This is a genomic window from Pseudoclavibacter soli DSM 23366 (assembly GCF_000423505.1).
In the GTDB taxonomy this organism is placed as follows: domain Bacteria; phylum Actinomycetota; class Actinomycetes; order Actinomycetales; family Microbacteriaceae; genus Pseudoclavibacter_A; species Pseudoclavibacter_A soli.
Window position 1 is genome coordinate 72,747 of the sequence record NZ_KE384027.1, and the last position, 20,191, is coordinate 92,937.

17 protein-coding genes are annotated in these 20,191 nt (G+C 63.7%); 8 read left to right on the forward strand and 9 right to left on the reverse strand.

Features of this window, described 5'->3' with window-relative positions; translation table 11 throughout:
- Position 1: 1 nt before the first annotated feature.
- The 6 genes from yidC (at position 2) to G557_RS0107975 (ending at position 4,744) form a co-directional block, all read left to right on the forward strand.
- Positions 2 to 1,105, forward strand: a complete 1,104-nt coding sequence (gene yidC / locus G557_RS12455) for a membrane protein insertase YidC (protein WP_084627079.1) — start codon at positions 2 to 4, stop codon at positions 1,103 to 1,105.
- The gene (locus G557_RS0107960) at positions 1,105 to 1,635 is read left to right on the forward strand and encodes a Jag family protein (RefSeq protein WP_028245624.1); all 531 of its coding nucleotides are present in this window, start codon (positions 1,105 to 1,107) and stop codon (positions 1,633 to 1,635) included. The genes yidC and G557_RS0107960 overlap by 1 nt, the downstream gene beginning before the upstream one ends.
- Positions 1,636 to 1,653: 18 nt before the next feature.
- Positions 1,654 to 2,313: a 16S rRNA (guanine(527)-N(7))-methyltransferase RsmG gene (gene rsmG, locus G557_RS0107965; RefSeq protein ID WP_028245625.1), complete on the forward strand. Its 660-nt coding sequence runs from the start codon at positions 1,654 to 1,656 to the stop codon at positions 2,311 to 2,313.
- A 55-nt stretch (positions 2,314 to 2,368) separates the two neighbouring features.
- The gene (locus G557_RS13985; protein WP_156877140.1) at positions 2,369 to 2,530 is read left to right on the forward strand and encodes a hypothetical protein; all 162 of its coding nucleotides are present in this window, start codon (positions 2,369 to 2,371) and stop codon (positions 2,528 to 2,530) included.
- Between the two features lie 137 nt (positions 2,531 to 2,667).
- Complete coding sequence (locus tag G557_RS0107970) at positions 2,668 to 3,555, forward strand: ParA family protein (protein WP_028245626.1); 888 nt, start codon at positions 2,668 to 2,670, stop codon at positions 3,553 to 3,555.
- Complete coding sequence (locus tag G557_RS0107975; RefSeq protein ID WP_028245627.1) at positions 3,545 to 4,744, forward strand: ParB/RepB/Spo0J family partition protein; 1,200 nt, start codon at positions 3,545 to 3,547, stop codon at positions 4,742 to 4,744. Before G557_RS0107970 ends, G557_RS0107975 begins: the two co-directional genes overlap by 11 nt.
- Before the next feature lie 717 nt (positions 4,745 to 5,461).
- Here G557_RS0107975 and G557_RS0107985 read toward each other — a convergent pair.
- The 6 genes from G557_RS0107985 to G557_RS0108010 form a co-directional block, all read right to left on the reverse strand.
- Positions 5,462 to 6,424, reverse strand: a complete 963-nt coding sequence (locus tag G557_RS0107985; RefSeq protein WP_028245628.1) for a D-alanine--D-alanine ligase family protein — start codon at positions 6,422 to 6,424, stop codon at positions 5,462 to 5,464.
- 105 nt (positions 6,425 to 6,529) lie between these two features.
- A complete protein-coding gene (locus G557_RS0107990; RefSeq protein ID WP_245542787.1) occupies positions 6,530 to 7,867 on the reverse strand; it encodes an aminotransferase-like domain-containing protein in 1,338 nt (445 codons plus the stop codon).
- Between the two features lie 212 nt (positions 7,868 to 8,079).
- The gene (gene trxA, locus G557_RS0107995; protein ID WP_028245630.1) at positions 8,080 to 8,403 is read right to left on the reverse strand and encodes a thioredoxin; all 324 of its coding nucleotides are present in this window, start codon (positions 8,401 to 8,403) and stop codon (positions 8,080 to 8,082) included.
- A gap of 38 nt (positions 8,404 to 8,441) precedes the next feature.
- The gene (gene trxB / locus G557_RS0108000; RefSeq protein WP_028245631.1) at positions 8,442 to 9,401 is read right to left on the reverse strand and encodes a thioredoxin-disulfide reductase; all 960 of its coding nucleotides are present in this window, start codon (positions 9,399 to 9,401) and stop codon (positions 8,442 to 8,444) included.
- Between the two features lie 85 nt (positions 9,402 to 9,486).
- Positions 9,487 to 11,142 (reverse strand): murein biosynthesis integral membrane protein MurJ, encoded by a 1,656-nt coding sequence (gene murJ, locus G557_RS0108005; RefSeq protein ID WP_028245632.1) that lies wholly within the window; start codon positions 11,140 to 11,142, stop codon positions 9,487 to 9,489.
- On the reverse strand, positions 11,139 to 13,133 hold the full coding sequence (locus G557_RS0108010; RefSeq protein WP_028245633.1) for a DUF6049 family protein: 1,995 nt from the start codon (positions 13,131 to 13,133) through the stop codon (positions 11,139 to 11,141). The genes murJ and G557_RS0108010 overlap by 4 nt, the downstream gene beginning before the upstream one ends.
- A gap of 106 nt (positions 13,134 to 13,239) precedes the next feature.
- Between G557_RS0108010 and G557_RS0108015 the strand changes: the two genes are divergently transcribed.
- The gene (locus G557_RS0108015) at positions 13,240 to 14,751 is read left to right on the forward strand and encodes a CCA tRNA nucleotidyltransferase (RefSeq protein ID WP_028245634.1); all 1,512 of its coding nucleotides are present in this window, start codon (positions 13,240 to 13,242) and stop codon (positions 14,749 to 14,751) included.
- 69 nt (positions 14,752 to 14,820) lie between these two features.
- Here G557_RS0108015 and G557_RS0108020 read toward each other — a convergent pair whose 3' ends face one another.
- A complete protein-coding gene (locus G557_RS0108020; RefSeq protein ID WP_028245635.1) occupies positions 14,821 to 15,228 on the reverse strand; it encodes a hypothetical protein in 408 nt (135 codons plus the stop codon).
- Between the two features lie 402 nt (positions 15,229 to 15,630).
- Between G557_RS0108020 and G557_RS0108025 the strand changes: the two genes are divergently transcribed.
- Positions 15,631 to 16,647, forward strand: a complete 1,017-nt coding sequence (locus tag G557_RS0108025; protein WP_028245636.1) for a bile acid:sodium symporter family protein — start codon at positions 15,631 to 15,633, stop codon at positions 16,645 to 16,647.
- A 128-nt stretch (positions 16,648 to 16,775) separates the two neighbouring features.
- Here the strand turns inward: G557_RS0108025 and G557_RS12460 are convergent, their stop codons facing one another.
- Complete coding sequence (locus G557_RS12460) at positions 16,776 to 18,224, reverse strand: amino acid permease (RefSeq protein ID WP_051224880.1); 1,449 nt, start codon at positions 18,222 to 18,224, stop codon at positions 16,776 to 16,778.
- An 88-nt stretch (positions 18,225 to 18,312) separates the two neighbouring features.
- Complete coding sequence (locus G557_RS0108035) at positions 18,313 to 20,178, reverse strand: ABC transporter ATP-binding protein (protein ID WP_211220550.1); 1,866 nt, start codon at positions 20,176 to 20,178, stop codon at positions 18,313 to 18,315.
- Between the last annotated feature and the right edge of the window lie 13 nt (positions 20,179 to 20,191).

Here is a 20,191-nt window from a genome sequence, read left to right on the forward strand (position 1 = left end):
TGTGAACATCCTCGACAGCATTATGTGGCCCATCAAATGGATCATCGAGCTGGTTCTGGTTGGCTGGCACTGGCTCTGGACAGCCGTGGTCGGCCTGCCCAGCGCCTCCGGTGTTGCCTGGGCGTTGTCGATTGTCGGTCTTGTGCTGGTGGTGCGTGCGGCGCTGATTCCGCTGTTCGTCAAGCAGATACGGTCACAGCGAGTATCGCTCGAGTTGGCGCCCAAGATGCGCGCGCTGCAACAGAAGTACAAAGGCAAACGCGATCAGGCATCCCGCCAGGCCATGGCCGAAGAGCAGATGGCGCTGTACAAAGAGGCCGGCACCAACCCCCTGGCCGGGTGTCTGCCGATTCTGGTGCAGATGCCGATCTTCTTCGGTCTGTTCTCTGTGCTCAATGCCAGCTCGCGCGGTCAGGCCGGCGTCGGCCTGCTGAACGCAGATCTGGCAAGCGACTTCTCAGAGGCGCACCTGTTCGGCGCCAAACTCGCGACCACACTGATGAGTGCGATCAACGAGAATCCGGTGCAGTGGCCGGTTGTTGGCCTCGCTGCCGCGCTCGTGGTGTTCATGGTCGGCTCACAGCTCTATACGAGCGTGCAGATCATGGGCAAGAACATCTCAGCCGAGGCCAAAGAGTCGCCGATGTTCCGCCAGCAGAAAATGCTCATGTACGGCATGCCGTTCATCATGGTGTTCTCGGGTGTGGCTTTTCCGATCGGCGTGCTGCTCTACTGGTTCGTCAGCAATCTCTGGACGATGGTGCAGCAGTTCATCGTGATTCGCAACATGCCGACCCCGGGCAGCGAAGCATATTTCGAGCGTCAGCGTCGTCTGGCTGCCAAGGGCAAGCTGACCGATGCCGAGCAGGCGCAGCTCGAGAAGCGTGAGGGGCGACCTCAGGGGCAGCGGCAGCAGCCTGTGGGCAAGAACCGGGCAAAGAAGCAGGGTTCGAACACCGGGGCGGTGGCCAGTGAGAGCGATTCGCCGAGTGCCCCCAGCGGAGAGTCAGCCCAGGCAGCATCTGCCGATGATGAGACATCAGCCCCGAAACGCCCGCAGGGCAAGGGCTCAAACACCAGCAGGAAGAACAGGAAGGGCAAGTGATGAGCGAGCAGGAGACCACTGAGCCAGTGCAGGCAGAGACTGACGGCCGCAGCACTCTCGAAGTCGAGGGCGATATCGCCGCCGATTACATCGAAGAGCTGCTCGACATTGCTGATCTCGACGGAGACATTGATATCGATGTGCGCGACGGCAGGGCATATCTCGAGGTGAACTCTGACGAAGAGGGCACCAACCTTGACCGCCTGTCTTCACCGGCAGCGGTGAATGCCCTGCAAGAGCTGACTCGGCTGGCGGTGCAGCAGAAGACCGGTGAATTCACCCGTCTGGTGCTTGATGTGCAGGGTTCGCGTGAGCGCCGTGCCGAAGAGCTCGAGCAGATTGTCGCGAATGCTGCAGAGCGTCTCCGCGGTGGGCGCGACCGTGTTGATCTGCAGCCACTTTCTTCTTATGAGCGCAAGCTGGTGCACGACTTCGCGCGTGAGCGCAGCCTGAACAGCGAGTCTGAGGGGGAGGGGCGCTCTCGTCACGTGGTGCTGACACTCGCCGACTCTGCTGACGAGCAGCACTGAGTCACTCAGGCGGCTGACATGACACAGGAGCAATCGGAACTCGAGCCGGAACCGGCCGTTGTCGCTGAGCGCTTCGCCGATTCACGAGAGCTGCTCGTGCGTCTGGCTCATGATCTCTATGAGCACGGCGAGCGGCTGGGGCTGCTTGGCCCACGTGAGTATGCGCGTCTCTGGAGCAGGCATCTGCTGAATTGTGCGGCGATTGCCGAGGCCATCCCACAGAACGCTCGGGTTGCCGATGTGGGCAGTGGCGCTGGGCTGCCGGGCTTGGTGCTCGCGTGTGTGCGGCCTGACGCTCATTTCGTGCTTATTGACCCGATGGAGCGGCGTTGTGCCTGGCTCGAAGAGGAGAGTGCCCGGTTGGGCCTCACCAATGTGCAGGTGGTGCGTGCTCGGTCGCAGGAGGTATTCGACGAGTTTCAAGTCGATGTGGTCACTGCGCGTGCGGTGAGTGCACTGAAGACCCTGCTCGGTTGGACAGCGCCACTGCTGGTGCCGGGAGGCGAGCTGCTGCTCATGAAAGGGCGCTCGGCTCATGACGAGATCGAGGCAGCGGCCAAGGCGATTCGCAAGCAGCATCTTGAAGATGTGCGCGTGGAAGTGGTCGGCTCTGAGTACCTTGACGAACCGACGACGGTGGTACGCGGTCGACGCGCGGTCATTGTTGGCGAAGAATAGTCGGTGAGGTTTCACGTGAAACAGCCGAAGGTCAGGGCGAGCGAAGGAGCGCATAATGAGTGAGCCATTGCCTGGTGTGTCAGCGGAGGTCGCACCCGGATTGGGCGCTCCTGCTGATGAACTGCCGGTCGGGTCGAGTCTGGGGTGGCCCACTGTGGCTCCGGTGGGTCAGACACCTGATCAGGAGCGGGCTGACGAGGCGGCTGCGCAAGCGTAGGGCATCCAGCGGTCACTGGAGCATCGTTTGGCGGCCGTGTTTCACGTGAAACATGCTGTGGAGACACGCGGCGCGCCTGTCGGTGGGGCGCACTAGACTGGGTGCTGTTCACCATCACGCTGCAGGAGGGTTTCTTCGTGGATTTCGACGCATCGACCCCTCTGGCTCAGGAGATCGCGCGACTTTCTGATCGCCGCCGCCGCGCCGAGACGCTCGAGTTTCGTAAGCCAGCGCATACTCGCATTATCAGCGTGACCAACCAGAAGGGTGGCGTGGGCAAAACCACCACCACGGTGAATCTGGCGGCCGCTCTGGCCCGCGCTGGGCTGTCTGTGCTGGTGATCGATCTTGACCCACAGGGCAACGCCTCCACTGCGCTCGGTGTCGACATTCGTGATGGCCGTCCCGGCATCTATGACGTGCTCATCGGGGAGCAGTCGCTCGCCGACGTCATCACCACCAGCGGAGAGAACGAGCACTTGTTGGTCGCTCCGTCGAGTCTCGACCTCGCCGGCGCAGAAATCGAACTCGTGAGCATGCCCTCCCGTGAGTTTCGACTCTGGCAGGCGATCGACGCTTACCTGAGTCATCGTGAACACCACATCGATTTCGTGTTCATTGATTGCCCGCCGAGCCTGGGGCTGCTCACGATCAACGCGTTCGTCGCCGCCCGCGAAGTGCTGATTCCCATTCAGTGTGAGTATTACGCGCTCGAGGGGTTGAGCCAGCTGCTCAAGAACATCCTGCTCATCAACGACCATCTGAATCCTGATCTGACGCTGAGTACGATTCTGCTCACCATGTATGACTCGCGCACGCGTCTTTCTGAAGAAGTCGCGGCTGAGGTGCGCGAACACTTTGCCCAAGAAACGCTGACCACTGCAATACCGCGCACGGTGCGCATTTCTGAGGCGCCGAGCTACGGGCAAAGCGTTATTGCCTACGACCCGGGTTCAAAGGGCGCACTGTCATATATCGAGGCTGCATCTGAACTCAGCCAGCGAGAGGAGCATCATGCCCAGTAAACGCGGAGGACTCGGCCGTGGAATCAGCTCGCTCATTCCCACCAGCACCGAACAGCGCATTACTCACACCAAAGACGAGACGCACGCGAAACGCCCAGTTGATGTGTTCTTCGATGGCGCTCCGCGGCAGTCGAGTGACGAGGCGACGCAGGATGCTCCTGCTGCGGTTGATACCACCTCTTCGACTGCTGCCTCAGAACAGCCCGCAAAATCGGGCAAGTCGAAGGCGAAGCGTGCGGCCATGCCTGGGCTGGGTCTTGCTGCACATCGCACTGCGGTGTCGACCACTACGGCTGCCACACAGGCCCCGGCACCTGCCACCTCTAATAACACCTCGCACACCGAGGGAACCGACGTGACCGTCGCCCAAGATGAGACGCTCACTGAAGTGCCAGGGCTTCGTCTGCTCGAGGTCAATCCCAATGACGTCGTGCCCAATCCGGCACAGCCGCGCAAAGAGTTCGACGAAGAAGCGCTGAATGAGCTGATTCACTCGGTCAAAGAGTTTGGTGTGCTGCAGCCCATCGTGGTGCGATCACGTGCCGAGGGCGGCTATGAGCTGATTATGGGTGAGCGTCGCCTGCGGGCATCGAAAGCTGCAGGGCTCAAGGCGATTCCTGCGGTGCTGCGCGAGACGGCAGATGAAGACCTGCTTCGTGATGCGCTGCTCGAGAATCTGCATCGCTCCAACCTGAACCCGCTGGAAGAGGCGAGTGCCTATCAGCAGCTCCTGCAAGACTTCGGCATCACCCAAGATGAACTGGCCACTCGCATTGGCCGTTCACGCCCGCAAGTGAGCAATACTTTGCGTTTGCTCAAACTGCCGACCTCAGTGCAGACCAAGGTTGCCTCAGGTGTGCTCAGTGCTGGGCACGCTCGTGCGTTGCTGTCGCTTTCGGGCACGCACGATATTGAGAAAGCGGCCGAAAAGGTCATCAACCAGGGTCTGAGCGTGCGCCAGACCGAAGAGCTTGGTGCGTCTCCTACTCGGAAGAAGCGCTCGGTGGCTCGTGCTGGCCGGGTGCAAGACCAGCTCGGCGAGGTTGCTGAACGACTGGAAGATGCGCTCGACACCAAGGTGCGCATCAGCTTGACTCGCAAGAAGGGCCAAGTGGTGATCGACTTCGCGACCATTGGTGACCTCAACCGCATCGTCAAGCAGATGGGTGTGAAGGGGTTCGGCGAATAGGGTTCGCTGGGCGAGTGGGTCGCCGTCCGTTTCACGTGAAACGCGCAGCAGTGACGCGAAGCAGTTTTCATTGACGCAGTGCTTTCTTGCGGCAGGCGATGTTTCACGTGAAACGCGCAGCGGCGTCTTTTCATGCACGCCTCGGGTTTCACGTGAAACATCCAACTCGCAGATGACGTCATTTACGGTGTGCCGGCGCTCATGGCTCATGGAGAACACTGAGCAAGCTGCGCGACGTGCATCGTGATGCGCCGGGGTGACGCGGGGTGTTCGTGGGCGGATGCGCATTCTTCAGCGACAGGTGATTCGACTGCAGTGACGAGGCTGCCGTGATGAGGGGGTGCCGCTGTTTTAAGAGCGGCACCAAAACAGCACCAAAATAGCAGACCGGCATCAACATCGGCATTGACGCACCCAGCGTCCCGATACGGGCATCAGCATGCTTTGCGGCGGTGTGGAGGGGGAGACTGGGTGCTCAGCCTACGCCGCACAGTAGACGCCGGAGGTTGATGCGTGGCGCAGGAGGCCTCGGTGAATCCCAAACGCTGGTTGAGCATGCCTTGTTCGGCAGCGGGCAGCCAGGCCGATGTTGACGCAGTCACACTGGACGAGTCTCCGGCATGTCTGCCGGTCGGATGCACGGAGAGCCACTCTGGGTGAGTGCCGAAATCAGTTTGGTGCAGGTGCGAACCGAAGGCACGAACGGGCGCTGAGAATTCAGGCGTGCCGAGCGATGGCGGCCTGAGCCAATTCGAGATACACCGCACCCTCAGACCGAGAGGCACCGCGCATGGCCAGCGGAGCAAGAGAGGTTTCGGTGACACCGGGGGTGACGTTGGCGTCGATGAACCACGGCACTCCTTCTGCGTCGACGATAAAGTCGATACGGCTGAAGTCGACCAGGCCGATGGCTTCGTGCACGGTGACGGCTGCAGCGGCGACCGATGCGGCTACCTCGGCTTCGAGCCGAGCGGGCACAAAGAAGTCGGTTTCACCCGCCGTGTAGCGAGCTTCATAGGTGTACTCGCCCTTGACCGGATAAATTTCGACGATCGGCAGCGCCTCTGGGCCGTCGCCGGTGTCGACGATGGTCACAGCGACTTCGGTGCCGTCAATGAAGTCTTCGACGAGCAGTCCGTCTGCGTAGCTGTACGCGTCGACGAGTGCGCGCCCGAGATCGGTCTCGTCACGCACGATGGTCACACCCTGCGCTGAACCGCCCTTGATCGGCTTCACGACCAACGGCAGACCATGCTTGGCGATGATCGCGTCGAGTACGCTGCGCACGTCGAGTTCGCTGAAAGTCTCTCGTGGAAAAGCGGCAAAGGCCGGCGTAGCAACGCCGGCTCGGTGAGCCAGTTCTTTCGCGGATGACTTGTCCCATGCCAGCCGGGCCGCGGCGGGGCCACTGCCCACATACGGAATGCCGGTGAGATCGAGCACGTCGCGAAGTGCGCCATCCTCGCCGCTGGCGCCATGCAGCACGGGCCAAATCACGTCAGGCGCGAGCTCGCGCACCTCATTGAGCAGCTTTGCGTTGGGCTCAAGCACAGTGACATGCGCTCCCTGGTGTTTGATCGCGTCGGCCAGGCGGTTGCCGCCTCGCACCGACACGTCGCGTTCATGGGAGATGCCGCCGGCGAGCACCAGCACGTCGAGGGGTTTCTGCTCTGCAGTCATCGTCTGCCTCTTTCGTCTCGGGCATCGGGTGGATGCCGGTGGCCGCTGCGCTGTGCGTGTGCGGTCAGCTGTGGTCGGTTGGTGGTCTGGGGTGAGCCTTTGTGATCAGTTGGTGTTCGGCGGCGGTGTGGTGACAAGGTGCGCCTGATCTTCACCATGGGCGCGGCCCGGACCGAATGTCTCGAGGAGGTCGCGCTCACGGTTGATCACACGAGAGAGTCGCTCGATGCCGGTACGGATCTCTTCGGGCGTGGGGTAGCAGAATGACAGCCGGATTTTGTCTTGACCACTGCCATCGGCGTAGAACGCTGTGCCGGGGGTGTAAGCCACCAGTTCGCGCACCGCCAGCGGCAGCATCTCTTTGCTGTTGAAGCCCTCGGGCAGCGAGAGCCAGACGTAGAATCCGCCGTTCGGACGGGTCTTGTCGAGGGTGGGCAAGAAGTCGTCAAGTGCTTTGAGCATCGCATCCCGGCGATCGCGGTAAACGCCGCGGAAGGTGTCGATCTGGCCCCGCCAGTCATTATGTGAAAGGTATTCGGAGATCATGATCTGACCGAAGGTGGTGGGGGAGAGAATCGCTGATTCATTGGCCAGCACGAGCTTCTCGCGAATGGCGTGCGGCGCTAGGGCGTAGCCGATCCGGAAACCCGGGGCGAAGATCTTTGAGAAGGAGCCGAGGTAGACAACGCCGTCACCATCAAGCGACCGAATGGCTTCTGGAGGCACCCGATCGAACCAGAGGAGCCCATAGGGATTGTCTTCGAGCACGAGGATGTTGTGCTTATGTGCGATGTCGAGCACTTCACGACGGCGCTCCATGGTGAGCGTGACCCCGGCCGGGTTGTGAAAGTTGGGAATCGTGTACAGGAACTTGATGTGCCGACCCTGTGCTTCGAGGCGAGCGATCGTCTCGCGAAGCGCCTCGGGCTGCAGCCCCTCGTCGTCGAGCGGAACATGCACAGTCTCGGCCTGATAGGAGCGGAAGATGCCGATAGACCCGACGTAACTGGGACCTTCGGCGATGACGACGTCACCGGGGTCGAGGAACAGCCGACACATGAGATCGACCGCCTGTTGAGAGCCGGTCGTCACCACCACGTCATCGGCGTGCGCGTGAATACCCTCGAGGCTCATGATCTCGGTGATCTGTTCGCGGAACTGCGGGATGCCCTGGCCGGAGCCGTATTGCAGTGCTTCGCTGCGGCGGGAAGAGGTGGCGATATTGGCCGCCTGCTGGAGGTACTCCTGCGGCAATGCCGAGACATAGGGCATGCCTCCCGCCAGTGACACGACTTCGGGGCGAGAAGCGACGGCGAAGAGCGCGCGCACCTCTGAGGCGCTTAGGCCGGATGTGCGTTCGGCATAGTGGTCAAGCCAGGGATCGAGGCGGATCGAACCGGGCGTGGTGGTGGGGCGCTGCGTAGAGCGTGATGAGTCTGACACCGTTGTACCTCCAGATTGTTCAAGCTTAGTACCGGTGCGTCACAGGGCGGTGGGCGTGTCGTGCGCAATTCTGAAGGTTTCGGTGTGCCATGTTTCACGTGAAACACCGGGTGTCAGCGGGAGCCCTCAGATGCGCATCCGTGCCAGCATGCGAAGAGCGGGCCACGGCAGTTGCCATGACCCGCTCTTCGTGGTCGATCGTCGAGGAACCCTCAGTCGATGTACGCCGCCAGATCTTTTTCGATCTGCGCCTTGGGCCGAGCCCCGATCAGTTCAGTGACGACCGAGCCGTCTTTGAACAACTTGATCGCGGGAATCGAAGTGATGCGGTACGCTCCGGCAATGTTGGGGTTCTCATCGACGTTGAGCTTGGCGACGATGAGTTGGCCCTCATGGTCAGCGGCGTACTCTTCGAGCACGGGTGAGACCGCACGGCACGGGCCGCACCATGCAGCCCAGAAGTCGACAAGCACGGGCACTTTGGAGTCGATGACGAACTCTTTGAAGTTCGACTCGTTGACGTTGATGACGGTCATTTGAGATCCAATCTGTTGTGGCTGGTGATGGGCGGGGTTCAGGCGTCGGCCGAAACGGCCTCGGTGGCAGCTCGATCGTCGAGATCGGCCAGATAGTGCTCGGCGTCGAGTGCAGCGACACAGCCGGAGCCCGCCGCGGTGATGGCCTGGCGATACGTGGGGTCAAGCACGTCGCCGGCGGCGAAGACGCCGGGCAGGCTGGTGCGTGAGCTGCGGCCGTCGACGCTGATCGTGCCGTCGGCGTCGAGGTCGATCTGGTCGGCGAAGAGTTCGGTACGCGGATCGTTGCCGATCGCCACGAAGAGCCCCTCAAGGGCCAACGTGCGATGCTCGCCCGTCACGGTGTCTTCGAGCTCGACGGATTCAAGCGCGTTGTCACCGTTCAACTGCACGACCTGTGCGTTCCAGACTGGCTCGATCTTGTCGTTGGCCAGCGCTCGCTGCTGCATGATCTTGGAGGCGCGCAGTTCGTCGCGACGATGAATCAGGTAGACCTTTGAGGCGAAGCGGGTGAGGAACGTGGCCTCTTCAAGAGCGGAGTCTCCGCCGCCGACGACGCCGATGATGCGATCTTTGAAGAAGAAGCCGTCGCAGGTGGCACACCACGAGAGGCCATGGCCAGAGAAACGCTGTTCGTTCTCGAGGCCCAAGGTGCGGTAGGCCGACCCGGTGGCGATGATCACGCTGCGTGCCTCGTAGGTGTCGCCCAGCCCAGTCTTGAGCACTTTGAGGTCACCGGTCAGTGAGACGTCAGTGACATCGTCGTAGATGACCTCGGCACCGAAGTGTTCAGCCTGCTCTTGCATCTGCGCCATGAGTTCGGGGCCCTGGATGCCAGTGGGGAAGCCGGGGAAGTTCTCGACCTCGGTAGTTTTCATGAGTTCGCCGCCGGTCTCGACAGAACTGGCGATCACAATAGGCTTCAGCCCCGCACGAGCGGTGTAGATGGCGGCGGTCCAGCCGGCGGGGCCGGAACCGATGATGACGACGTCGTGCACGCTCATGCGGCATACTCCTGTGTTCGGTGAATTCTCCTAGGCTCAACCGATCCTATCGGCGAGGTATTCCCTCAGGGAAGACGTGTCAACGGTGTCGGAGGCGACCAGCGATGCGCCGCACGGGTGTGACAAAGGTGGCCAGCTCATCCACACGCATCAGCCGAAGCAGCAGCAGATAGACCGCGGCAGTGGGGATGGCCACAGCCACCACTGTCACCAGCGCGCTCAGGCGGGTGCTGATCGCGAAGCCGCCTGGCGTGTAGCTGCCAAGGAGATTCGCCACGATGACCCCAACGGCGGCGCTGATCAGTGCTGCAACGAGCAGCCGCACATGTGTGCGCAGGATGTGGGCACCATCGATGCCGCCAAGACGCCGACGCAACAGCATGGCCAGCACGATTGTGTCGAAAGTGATCGCCAGGCTGGCGACGATGACCAGGCAGAATACAACCCAGTGGGCTTCGGCCTGCGAGGCAGCCCAGTATGCGGGCAGTACGAGCACCATGCGAGCCGCGGCGACCAGAAACGGCGTGCGAGTGTCGTCAAGTGCGTAGAAGGCGCGGATGAAGAACAGGTCGGCGCTCACGACCACGAGAAAGGGCAGAAGCACCATCAGGATGCGTCCGAAGGCTTCGATCTGCCCATACTCGGCGGTGGTGAACACTCGGGCGATGGGGTTGGCGAGTACCGTCATCAGGGCTGCCGCGAAAACGGTGAGCACACCGGTGTGACGAAGGCTGGCCGAGAGGTCGCCGATCAGTGCGGGGCGATCATGCTCGGCGGCATGCTCGCTGAATCGGGTGAAGTACACGGTGGCGATCGACACCGCGATGATGCCGTGTGGCAGCAGCTGAATGAGGCTTGCCGTCTCGAAGCTGGTCAGACCCATGAGGCTGGTGTCACCTGCGACGCGGTGAGGTTCGGTCGAATTGGCCACGATGGTCTTGACGAAAGAGTGCACCCAGTCGAGGGCGACCATGCCGAGGATCCAGACTGCGGCTTTGAACGTCGGGCCGAGCCCCACGTGCCGCCAGTGCACATCGACGGAGTAGGACAGCCCCGAGCGGCGCCACCACACGAACATGATCAGTGCCTGGGCGGCCACGCCGAGCGTGGCGCTCAACCCGAGGGTGGCGATCATCGACGGTGTCCAGTCGGCCACCGGAGTCGTGCCCTGAGGGTCGGCACCGAACAGCCACAGAAAGATGAGGAAGCCAGCGATCGAGACGACGTTGTTGAGCACCGGGGCCCACGTGAAAGGCCCGAAAACCTTACGAGCGTTGAAGATGCCGCCCAGCAGAGCGTAGAGGCCGTAGAAGAATACTTGGGGCATACACCAGTAGGTGAACGCGGTAGCCAGCGCCAAATCTGGCCCCGACCAGCCCTGCGTGAACGCGGCCGTGATCAGCGGTGCGATGAGCACGAGCAGTGCGGTGATGCCGAGCAGACCGATCAGCACCAGCGTCATGATCTTGTTGATGTAGCCCCGGCCGCCGTCTTCGCCCTTTGTCGCCTGCACGATCTGCGGCACCAGCACCGCGGTGAGCACACCCCCGGCGGTCAGCTGATAGAGCAGCGACGGAATCTGGTTGCCGGTCATGAATGCGTTGGATGCGGTGGTGCTGACACCGAGCACAGCCACGATCAGAAACGAGCGCACGAAACCCAGCACGCGTGAGACCAGCGTGCCCATGGCCAGAATCAGCGAACTGCGGCCAACCGAGGCCTCACTCGCGGTCATTCGGACTCCTCGACTGCGCGTCGCTGCCGTCGATGGGTCACGATGCTTTTGATCAGACCGAACCCGAACAGGCTGCCGGTTGCTGCGACGAATGCCACGATGGCGATGCTCTCCCACTCGGCTTTGACGTCCATCTGTCGACTGACCGGCGCCCCGACAGTGTCACCGGCCGCATTGGCCAGATGAATGTCGAGCACCACAGTGCCATTGGCAATGGCGCGCACCGGTACGGTCGCAGTTGCGGAGGAGTGCGGATCGACAGACACACGCACGGGAGAGTCGGTGGTGACTCGGCCCGAGTTCGGTGCGATGACGACGCCGACGGTGATCGGCTGGTCGGAGTCGTTGCGTACGGCGACCGGAATCTGCGAACTGCCGGAGATCAGCGTGAGGTTGGTCGTCGAGGTGATGCTCACCGCTGAGGCGAGGGCGCTGTTGGCCTCGGCCAGGTCGGTCACCGCCTTGCGCCAAGAGTCATCGCGCTGCTGATTGGCTGCGGCCAGCGATGCGATTCGCCGCACATCGGCTGCGGCGACCCCCTGCGCGTCGTCGCAGACCGAGGCGAACAATGCTGCGGCGTCGCGAGAGGTGGCCAGGGTGTCGAGGGCGGCTCGGTCGTCATCGTTGAGGTCGTCTGCGGTGGTGACGACCGCCGTTCCGGCCTGCGAGATCTCGGCGGTCACCTGTACGCCAGGGGTGAGCGTCAGGGCTGAGCCCTGCAACGCGGAGAGTACGGCGTGCGCCTGAGTGGCCTGCTCGTACCAGTCACGGGGCAACACCGTGGTGACGGCAGAGAAGTCGCGCATCGACACGGTGAGCACGGCGGCGGTGGCGACGACCTGTGACTGCCGTTGCGCCGAGGTGCCGTCGCTGGCCGACAGGGCTGCGGTGATGGCATCAGAGAGGTTGCTGTTGGCTCCGATGATCGGCGTGCCGTTGAGCTGGGAGACGGTGACGTCGCTCGATTCGTCGTTCAGCTGTGCGGTTGGAACGATGAGTGCCGCAAGATTCGACTGCGTGAGCAGCGACAGCGCCTGATCGCTGAGCGGGTGCGTGGGGTCGGTGGTGAGCACGGTGTTGGTCGGGTCGGTCAGGATGCCCGACTCAAGCCGGGTGACCCCGGCGGCAGCCAGCGCGGTCGGGTCGGCATCGCCCCAGAGCAGTGACTGAGTCGATGCGAAGTCGTTCAGCCGATCGGCCCAGTCGCGCGCCGACTGCGGTGCGCTGTCGCCCAGGGCAGCGATGGATGCGGTGATGCGCGGATCGACGGCCAGCTGCACGTCGAGACCGTCGACGGCATCCAGCTGGCGGGTGAGTGAGCCAGTCGTCGAGGTGAGCGAACTGAGCTGGTTGGCGGTGTACTGGTCGGTGGTGATTGAGCTCGCAGTGATCGGCACCACGACGTTGACTGGGGCCGTCGTCGTTTGATCGAGGCGCCACGGCAGTGCGGTGGTCTGCCAGACGGTGTCGCTGGTGGAGGAGGTCAGTCGCACGCCGAAGCCGAGCACGCCAGACTGCGAGTTGTATCGCCAGGTCGGCAGCTGGTCGCCATCAATCTCGAAGGTGGTGGTGGCGCTCGCACCCGGTTCGATGGTCTCGAGCGAAGAGGTTGTGATCTTGGTGCGAGCAGTGTTCGTGGTGGCTGTCGACTCGTACCACTCACGCACCTGACTGGTCATGGTGAACAGACGAGACGACATGAACAGTTCTGCCGAGGGTGTGGTCACGGCCTCATCGGCATTGTTCGTCACGGTGACATCGAGCTGCAACTGCTGATCGGGAGCCAGTGCGGTCTGACTCGATGTGACGGTGAGGGCGATGTCGCCCGAGCTGACGCGCATGGTGGTCGCGGTGTCGGTGGGGGTGGCGGTGGCGGTGGGCAGCCAACCGCAGAGCACCAGCATCGCGACCAGTAGCGCAGTGACCAGCCCACCACCCGGCGTGGTCGCCGCGAGCACGCGCGTGCGCGGCGTGCGGCATGATGCGTGCATGGATGTCCTCTGGTCGGTGCACCCTCCACTCTAGCGGCGACGGCTGTGCATGCGGCTGAGGGCCAGACCGTGTGCGGCGGCCGGTCTGTGGGAAGATTGGAAAGCTATGAACACCACTCCGCGCACCATCGTCGACGCCCTCGGCAGCCTGCACGCCTTTCTCGACGACCCGTTGCTCGACCGGCTCGGGCGAGCTTTCGAGGCCGCGGGTCACGAGTTCTCGCTGGTCGGCGGGCCCGTGCGCGACGCTCTGCTGGGGCGCCCGGCCACCGATCTCGACTTCACCACCAGTGCCAGCCCAGACGAAGCGCTCGCGGTGCTTGCGCCCATCGCCAGCGCTCACTGGGATATCGGCCGCGAGTTCGGCACCGTCGGAGCGCGCATCAGCGGGCAGCAGGTCGAGGTGACCACCTATCGCGCCGACTCGTACGATCACCAGACTCGCAAACCTACGGTCTCGTTCGGCGACAACCTCGAAGACGACCTCAAGCGCCGAGATTTCACGGTTAACGCGATGGCGGTGCGCCTGCCGGGTCGTGCTTTGGTCGACCCGTTCGGCGGGGTTGCCGATCTGCTCGCGGGTGTGCTGCGCACCCCGGGGGCTCCCGAGGTGTCATTCGAAGACGACCCGCTGCGCATCATGCGGGCCGCGCGCTTCGTCTCGCAGTTGGGGTTCGTCATCGACGAGGCAACACTGACAGCGGCTACTACGCGTGCCGACACCATCCGTATGGTCTCGGCCGAACGTGTGCGCGACGAGCTCACCAAGCTGTTGCTGGCCGACGACCCGGTGGCCGGCCTGCGCGTGCTGGTCGACACCGGCGTGGCCGAGCGGGTGCTGCCCGAGCTGCCCGCGCTGTGCCTCGAGACCGACGAGCATCATCATCACAAAGACGTCTACGAGCACTCGCTGACCGTGCTGCAGCAGGCGATCGACCTCGAACCGCTCGAGTGGGATGCCGAGGCAGCTGAGTGGCCGCACGCGGTTGGTGCCACCGGGGTGGCGGCGAGTCCCGACGAGGTGCGCCCAGATCTGGTGCTGCGCCTGGCCGCACTGCTGCACGACATCGGCAAGCCGGCCACCCGCCGACTCGAGGCCGGGGGAGTGGTCACCTTTCACAACCACGATCTGGTCGGGGCCCGCCTGGCGACCAAGCGGTTGAAGGCGCTGCGTTTCGAGAAAGACGTGATCAAACAGGTGGCGCGGCTGGTCGAGCTGCACATGCGCTTCTTCGGCTATGGCGAGGGTTCGTGGAGCGACGCCGCTGTGCGCCGCTACGTGCGAGACGCGGGGCCGCTGCTGCACCGCTTGCATCGGCTCACCCGGGCCGACATGACCACCCGCAACCAGCGCAAGGCCTCACGCCTGCGCGGCGCCTACGACGATCTCGAGCGGCGCATCGGCGCCTTGGCTGCCCAAGAGCAGCTCGACGCGGTGCGCCCCGACCTCAACGGTGCGCAGATCATGCAGGTGTTGGGCATCGCGCCCGGCCCCGAGGTCGGCGAGGCCTATCGTTTTCTGCTCGAGGCCAGACTCGATGAGGGCCCGCTGGGCGAGACCGAGGCCACCCAGCGGCTGCAGGCCTGGTGGGCATCGCGCACCGCGGCGCAGAGCTGAGCGCTGGCTTGGGCATGAAGAAGGGGCCCTCGCGGGGCCCCTTCTTGGCGGTATGGATGCTCGGGTCGGCTACTTGCCGAGTGCGTCCAGGTGCTCGATGGCTGCCGAGAGCTGCTTCACAGCCTCTTCTGAAGCGGCAACTGCGGTCTTGATGGCCTCGGCGCTCTGGTCGGCCGAACGAGCGATCTGCTCTTCGTTGACCGCCTGAGCCGCCTGCAGCTGCAGCTTGAGGGTGTTGGGGTGGATGTTGGTCACCCGCATGATCGTCTCGATTGCGGTGCGCGACACCGTCGAGGTGAGGGTGGCCACCGACAGGCGACGCCACTGCGCCGGGTCGGTGCCGGTCTCAGCGGCCAGCAGTGCGGCGTCGGCCGCGGCCTGCAGCGCATCGCTGACGTCTTGCAGCTTCTGCACGTCGATGCCAGCGAACTCCTCGGGAAGTTCGATGTTGGAAAGGTCAGCCTTCTTGGCGGCCATGTGAGCTCCTTTGCCTCAATGTGGTTCGTGTGAACACGTCTGCCCGAACGGCGCTCGCATTCGACTGAGCGTCATCGTGACTCTCGTCAAGAATCTTACGTCGCCCGGGCGCGGCGCGCGAAACCGGGGGGCAGACCCTTGACGAGCGGCCCGGGGGTGCGAGTAGTATTTCGGCGTCAGTGCCGTCATCGGCGACTGTCCCCGTGCTGCGACCCAGCCCGACAGCCCCCATTACGCAGACCCAGAGGCGATCCAGGCGACACCGAGGTGGCCTGACCGCGTGGCGACCCGCGCGCATCCATGCAGCGAACCTGATCGACCAACCGTCGACCGGGCAGATCAGTGCGCCCGCCTGCCAGCCGTCAGCGCAGTCGTGGTGCCCCAGAGAGAAGAGACCCCTATATGAATGCGATTCAGCGATTCGGCGACTGGATGACCCGATGGTTCACTGTCATCGTCGTGGTCTGGACAGTGCTGAACTACTTCGCACCCGCGACCAGCCTGTGGGCGAAGTCGTACACCAGTTATCTGCTCGGCATCATTCTGTTCGGCATGGGGCTGACGCTGACCATCCGTGACTTCGCGCGCATCGTGAAGATGCCGCTGATGGTGATTCTGGGCACGATCGCACACTTCGTGATCATGCCGTTGCTCGCCGTGCTGCTGTGCTGGGTGTTCCAGCTCGACGGCATGCTGGCGGTCGGCGTGATCCTGGTGGGCACCTGCCCGTCGGGCACCTCGTCGAATGTGATGTCGTTCTTGTCACGCGGCGACGTGGCTCTCGATGTGTCGATCGGGCTGCTGTCGACGCTGTGCGCGCCCTTCCTGATTCCGCTGATGATGGAGGGCCTGGCCAGCCAGTATGTCGAGATTCCCACGCAGCAGCTGTTCGTCACCGCGCTGCAGGTGGTGCTCATTCCGATCGTGCTCGGCCTGATCGTGCATGCGATCTTCGGCGAGCGGGTGCGCACGGTCACGGCCGCGCTGCCAGCGGTGTCGCAGCTGGCCATCCTGCTCATCATCGGCGTGGTGGTGGCGGTGAATCACGAGAAGCTGCTTTCTGCCGAGACGGCCATCCTGATTCCCGTGGTGATTCTGCACAACCTGCTCGGCTACCTGCTGGGCTGGCTGTTCAGCCGCCTGATGTACCGCGTGTACCCGAAGGGATTCGGCTACGCACAGCAGAAGGCGATCACCTTCGAGGTGGGCATGCAGGATTCCGCGCTCGGAGCCACCCTGGCGCTCAAGGCCTTCGCGGCGAATCCGATTGTGGCCATTCCGTCGACGTTCTTCAGCGTGTGGCACAACATCTCGGGCTCGGTACTGTCGTCGCTGTGGCGTCGCTACGACGATCGGCACGGCATCGCCGCAGACTCGCACCACGGCGAGCACGGCTCGGCGACGTCGGCTGCCGCCTAACAGCTGGCGCTTTGGGCAGGGGGTTCGCTTCGTTCGGAGCGGGCCCCCTTGTCGTTGGGGTGCGCGAGTGTCTCTGTGAGGGGTCAGCGTGCGTCGAATGGATGCGCGCTCGGCTGCCTGCCGTGGGCTCAGGCGCGCGGGGCGTCGTCTTGTGCGCCCGGCTCGTCTTCGGTGCGCGGTGAGATGTCGACCCCGGCGGCAGCCAGCCGCTCGGCGTTCGCGCGGATGCGCGGGCGCAGCAGCCAGTAGGCCAGAGCCAGCAGCACGAACCACAGCGGGGTGACCGCCAAAGCCAGCGCTGTGTCAGGCGCCTGTGTGAGGGCCCAGAGTACGAACACGAAGAATGCCAGCACGATGTAGGTGCTCACGACGCCGCCGGGCATCCTGAATGCCGAAGCCTCGTGCAGCTCGGGACGCTTGCGCCGATAGCTGAGGTAGCTGAACAGGATGATCGACCAGACGAAGATGAACAGCACTGCCGAGATCGTGGTGACGAGGGTGAACGCGCCGATCACCGAGTCGCCCGCGTAGAGCAGAATCACGCCCGAGAGCAGAAACACGCACGAGAAGAACAGCGCGTTGACCGGCACATTGCGCTTATTGAGCTGGCTGAGCCAGAATGGAGCGTCGCCCTGTGTGGCCAGGCCGTAGGTCATGCGTGAGGTGGAATAGATGCCCGAGTTGGCCGACGAGGTGGCCGAGGTGAGCACCACGAAGTTGACCACGTGCGCGGCGATGCCGAGCCCGGCCAGGGTGAACATGTTGACGAAGGGCGACTGGGTGGGGTCGACTTCGTTCCAGGGGGTGACGGTGAGGATCACGAACAGCGCGCCGAGGTAGAAGATCACGATGCGCCACGGGATCGAGTTGATGGCCTTGGGCAGGTTGTGGTGCGGGTCGTGGGTCTCGGCTGCGGCAGTGCCCACGAGCTCGATGCCGACGAACGCGAACACGGCGATCTGGAAGCCAGCGATGAACCCCCAGAACCCGGTGGGGAAGAAGCCGCCGTGCGACCAGAGGTTCGAGACCTGCGCGATGTCGCCCGACGGTGACTGGTAGTGCGTCACCAGCATGTAGGCGCCGACCAGGATGAGCGCGACGATGGCGACGATTTTGATCAGCGCGAACCAGAACTCGATCTCGCCGAAGTTGCGCACGGTCGGCAGGTTGAGCGCCAGCAGCAGAGCGATCAGCAGCACGGCAGGCACCCACAGCGGCAGATCGGGGAACCAGAACGACACGTAGCCCGAGATGGCCACCACGTCGGCCACGCCGGTGACGACCCAGCACAGCCAGTATGTCCAGCCGGTGAAGAAGGTGGCCCAAGGGCCGAGCAGGTCGCCGGCGAAGTCGGCGAATGAGCGGTAGTTGAGGTTCGACAGCAGCAGCTCGCCGAGTGCTCGCATCACGAAGAACAGCATCGCGCCGATCAGGGCGTAGACGAGCAGGATGCTCGGCCCGGCCAGCGAGATGGTCTTGCCGCTGCCCATGAACAGGCCGGTGCCGATGGCGCCGCCGATCGCGATGAGCTGCAGATGCCGATTGCTGAGGTTGCGAGAGAGTGTGCGACGTGCCATTTGGCTGATTGTAGTCGGCGGGGTGCCTGGTGCGGCAAGGGGGGTGGCGCGGGGCGTGGAGTGCGGGTGCTGTAGGGGTGAAGCAGCATCACCCCTGCTGCGCATAGAGCTCGGCGTAGGCTCCGCCGGCGGCAAGCAACTCGGCGTGCGTGCCCTGCTCGATGATGCGCCCGGCAGACAGCACATGGATGCGGTCGGCACCTTCAATGGTCGACAGCCGGTGGGCGATCGCGATAGTGGTGCGATCACTGCGAGCCTCGTCGAGTGCATGCTGCACCGCCCGCTCGTTCACCGTGTCGAGCGCGCTGGTGGCCTCGTCAAGCACGAGCAGCCGCGGGTTCTTCAGCAGCACGCGCGCGATCGCGATGCGCTGCTTCTCTCCGCCCGACAGGCGATATCCGCGCTCGCCGACGATGGTGTCGTAGCCGTGCTCGAAGCCCGCGATGGTCTCATGGATGTTGGCCTGTCGCGCCGCATCCACCAGCTCCGCATCTGTGGCATCAGGTTTCGCATACCGCAGGTTGTCGGCGATCGACGCGTGAAAGAGGTACGGCTCTTGCGTGACCACACCGATGCGCTGCATCAGCGCCTCCTGCTGCAGGTCGCGCACGTCGTCGCCCGCGTAGCGCACCGTGCCCGCGCTCGCGTCATACAGCCGAGAAACCAGGTTGCCGATGGTCGTTTTCCCCGATCCCGACGCGCCGACGAAAGCGACGAACTCACCAGGTTTCACGTGAAACGTCAGATCGTCGAGGGTGGGCCTCGAGCCGGGGGAGGCATCCGGATAGCTGAAAGACACGTGTTCGAAGCGCACGTCTCCAGCGAGACCCGGCGCGTCGTCGGGCTGGTGCGCGTCTGGAGCATCCTGAATCGCAGGCTTCAGATCGAGGTACTCGAAGATGCGGGCGAACAGTGCGCGCGAAGTCTGCAGGTCGAGCGCGACGCGCATGAGCGCCATCATTGGAAAGAGCAGCCGCGACTGCACGGTGGTGAAGGCGACGATCGTGCCGGCCGTGATCGTGGCGGTCTGGCCCTGGCCGAGCTGGTCGGTAATGATCCAGCCGGCGATCAAGTAGATCAGGGCGGGCACCGCCGACATCATCAGCTGCACGATGCCGAAGAACACCTGCCCGCTCATGGCTTGGCGCACTTGCAGGTCGATTTGGTGCCGGTTCTCGTCGGCGTAGCGCGCGACCTCGCTGCTCTGGCGCGAGTAGGTTTTTGCGAGCAGCACGCCAGAGACCGACAGCGCCTCCTCGGTGATGGCGGTCATCTCAGAGAGTGACTCCTGCGTCTCGCCGGCGATGCGGGCACGCACTTGGCCGACTTTGCGCTGCCCGATGACCAGTACGGGCAGCAGCACGACCGCGACGACGGTCAGCTGCCAGCTGAGCATGAGCATCGCCACGAAGGCGGCGATCACGGTGACGGTGTTGCCGACCACGCTCGAGACGGTGTTCGAGAGCACGTTGGCCACGCCGCCGACGTCGTTCTGCAGGCGTGACTGGATCACGCCGGTCTTGGTGCGGGTGAAGAAGCCCAGCTCCATTGACTGCAGGTGGCTGAACAGGCGCACGCGCAGGTCGCCCATCACGCGGTTGCCGACTTGCGCGGTCAGGCGCGTCTGCACGATGCCGATCAGCTGCGCGAGGGCGAAGGTGACGAGCATGGCGACCACCAGCCAGAGCAGCACCGGCAGGTTCGGCGTGCCGGATGCCGGAAACAGTCCGTCGTCAAACACCCGCTGTGTGATCAGCGGCGGCAGGATGCCCAAAGTCGCCGACACCAGCACGAGCGTCACCAGCACGGTGAGCCGCGCGCGATATGGGTGGAACAGTGCGGCGATGCGCCTGCCGAGCCCCGCTACCTGCGGGGCGTGGCTGTTGATTTCGCGCTGCTTCTCGTAGTCGCCGTCGGAGATGCGCGCGCCGCGACCCGGTGGACCCATGCCCATACTCATGCGTCAA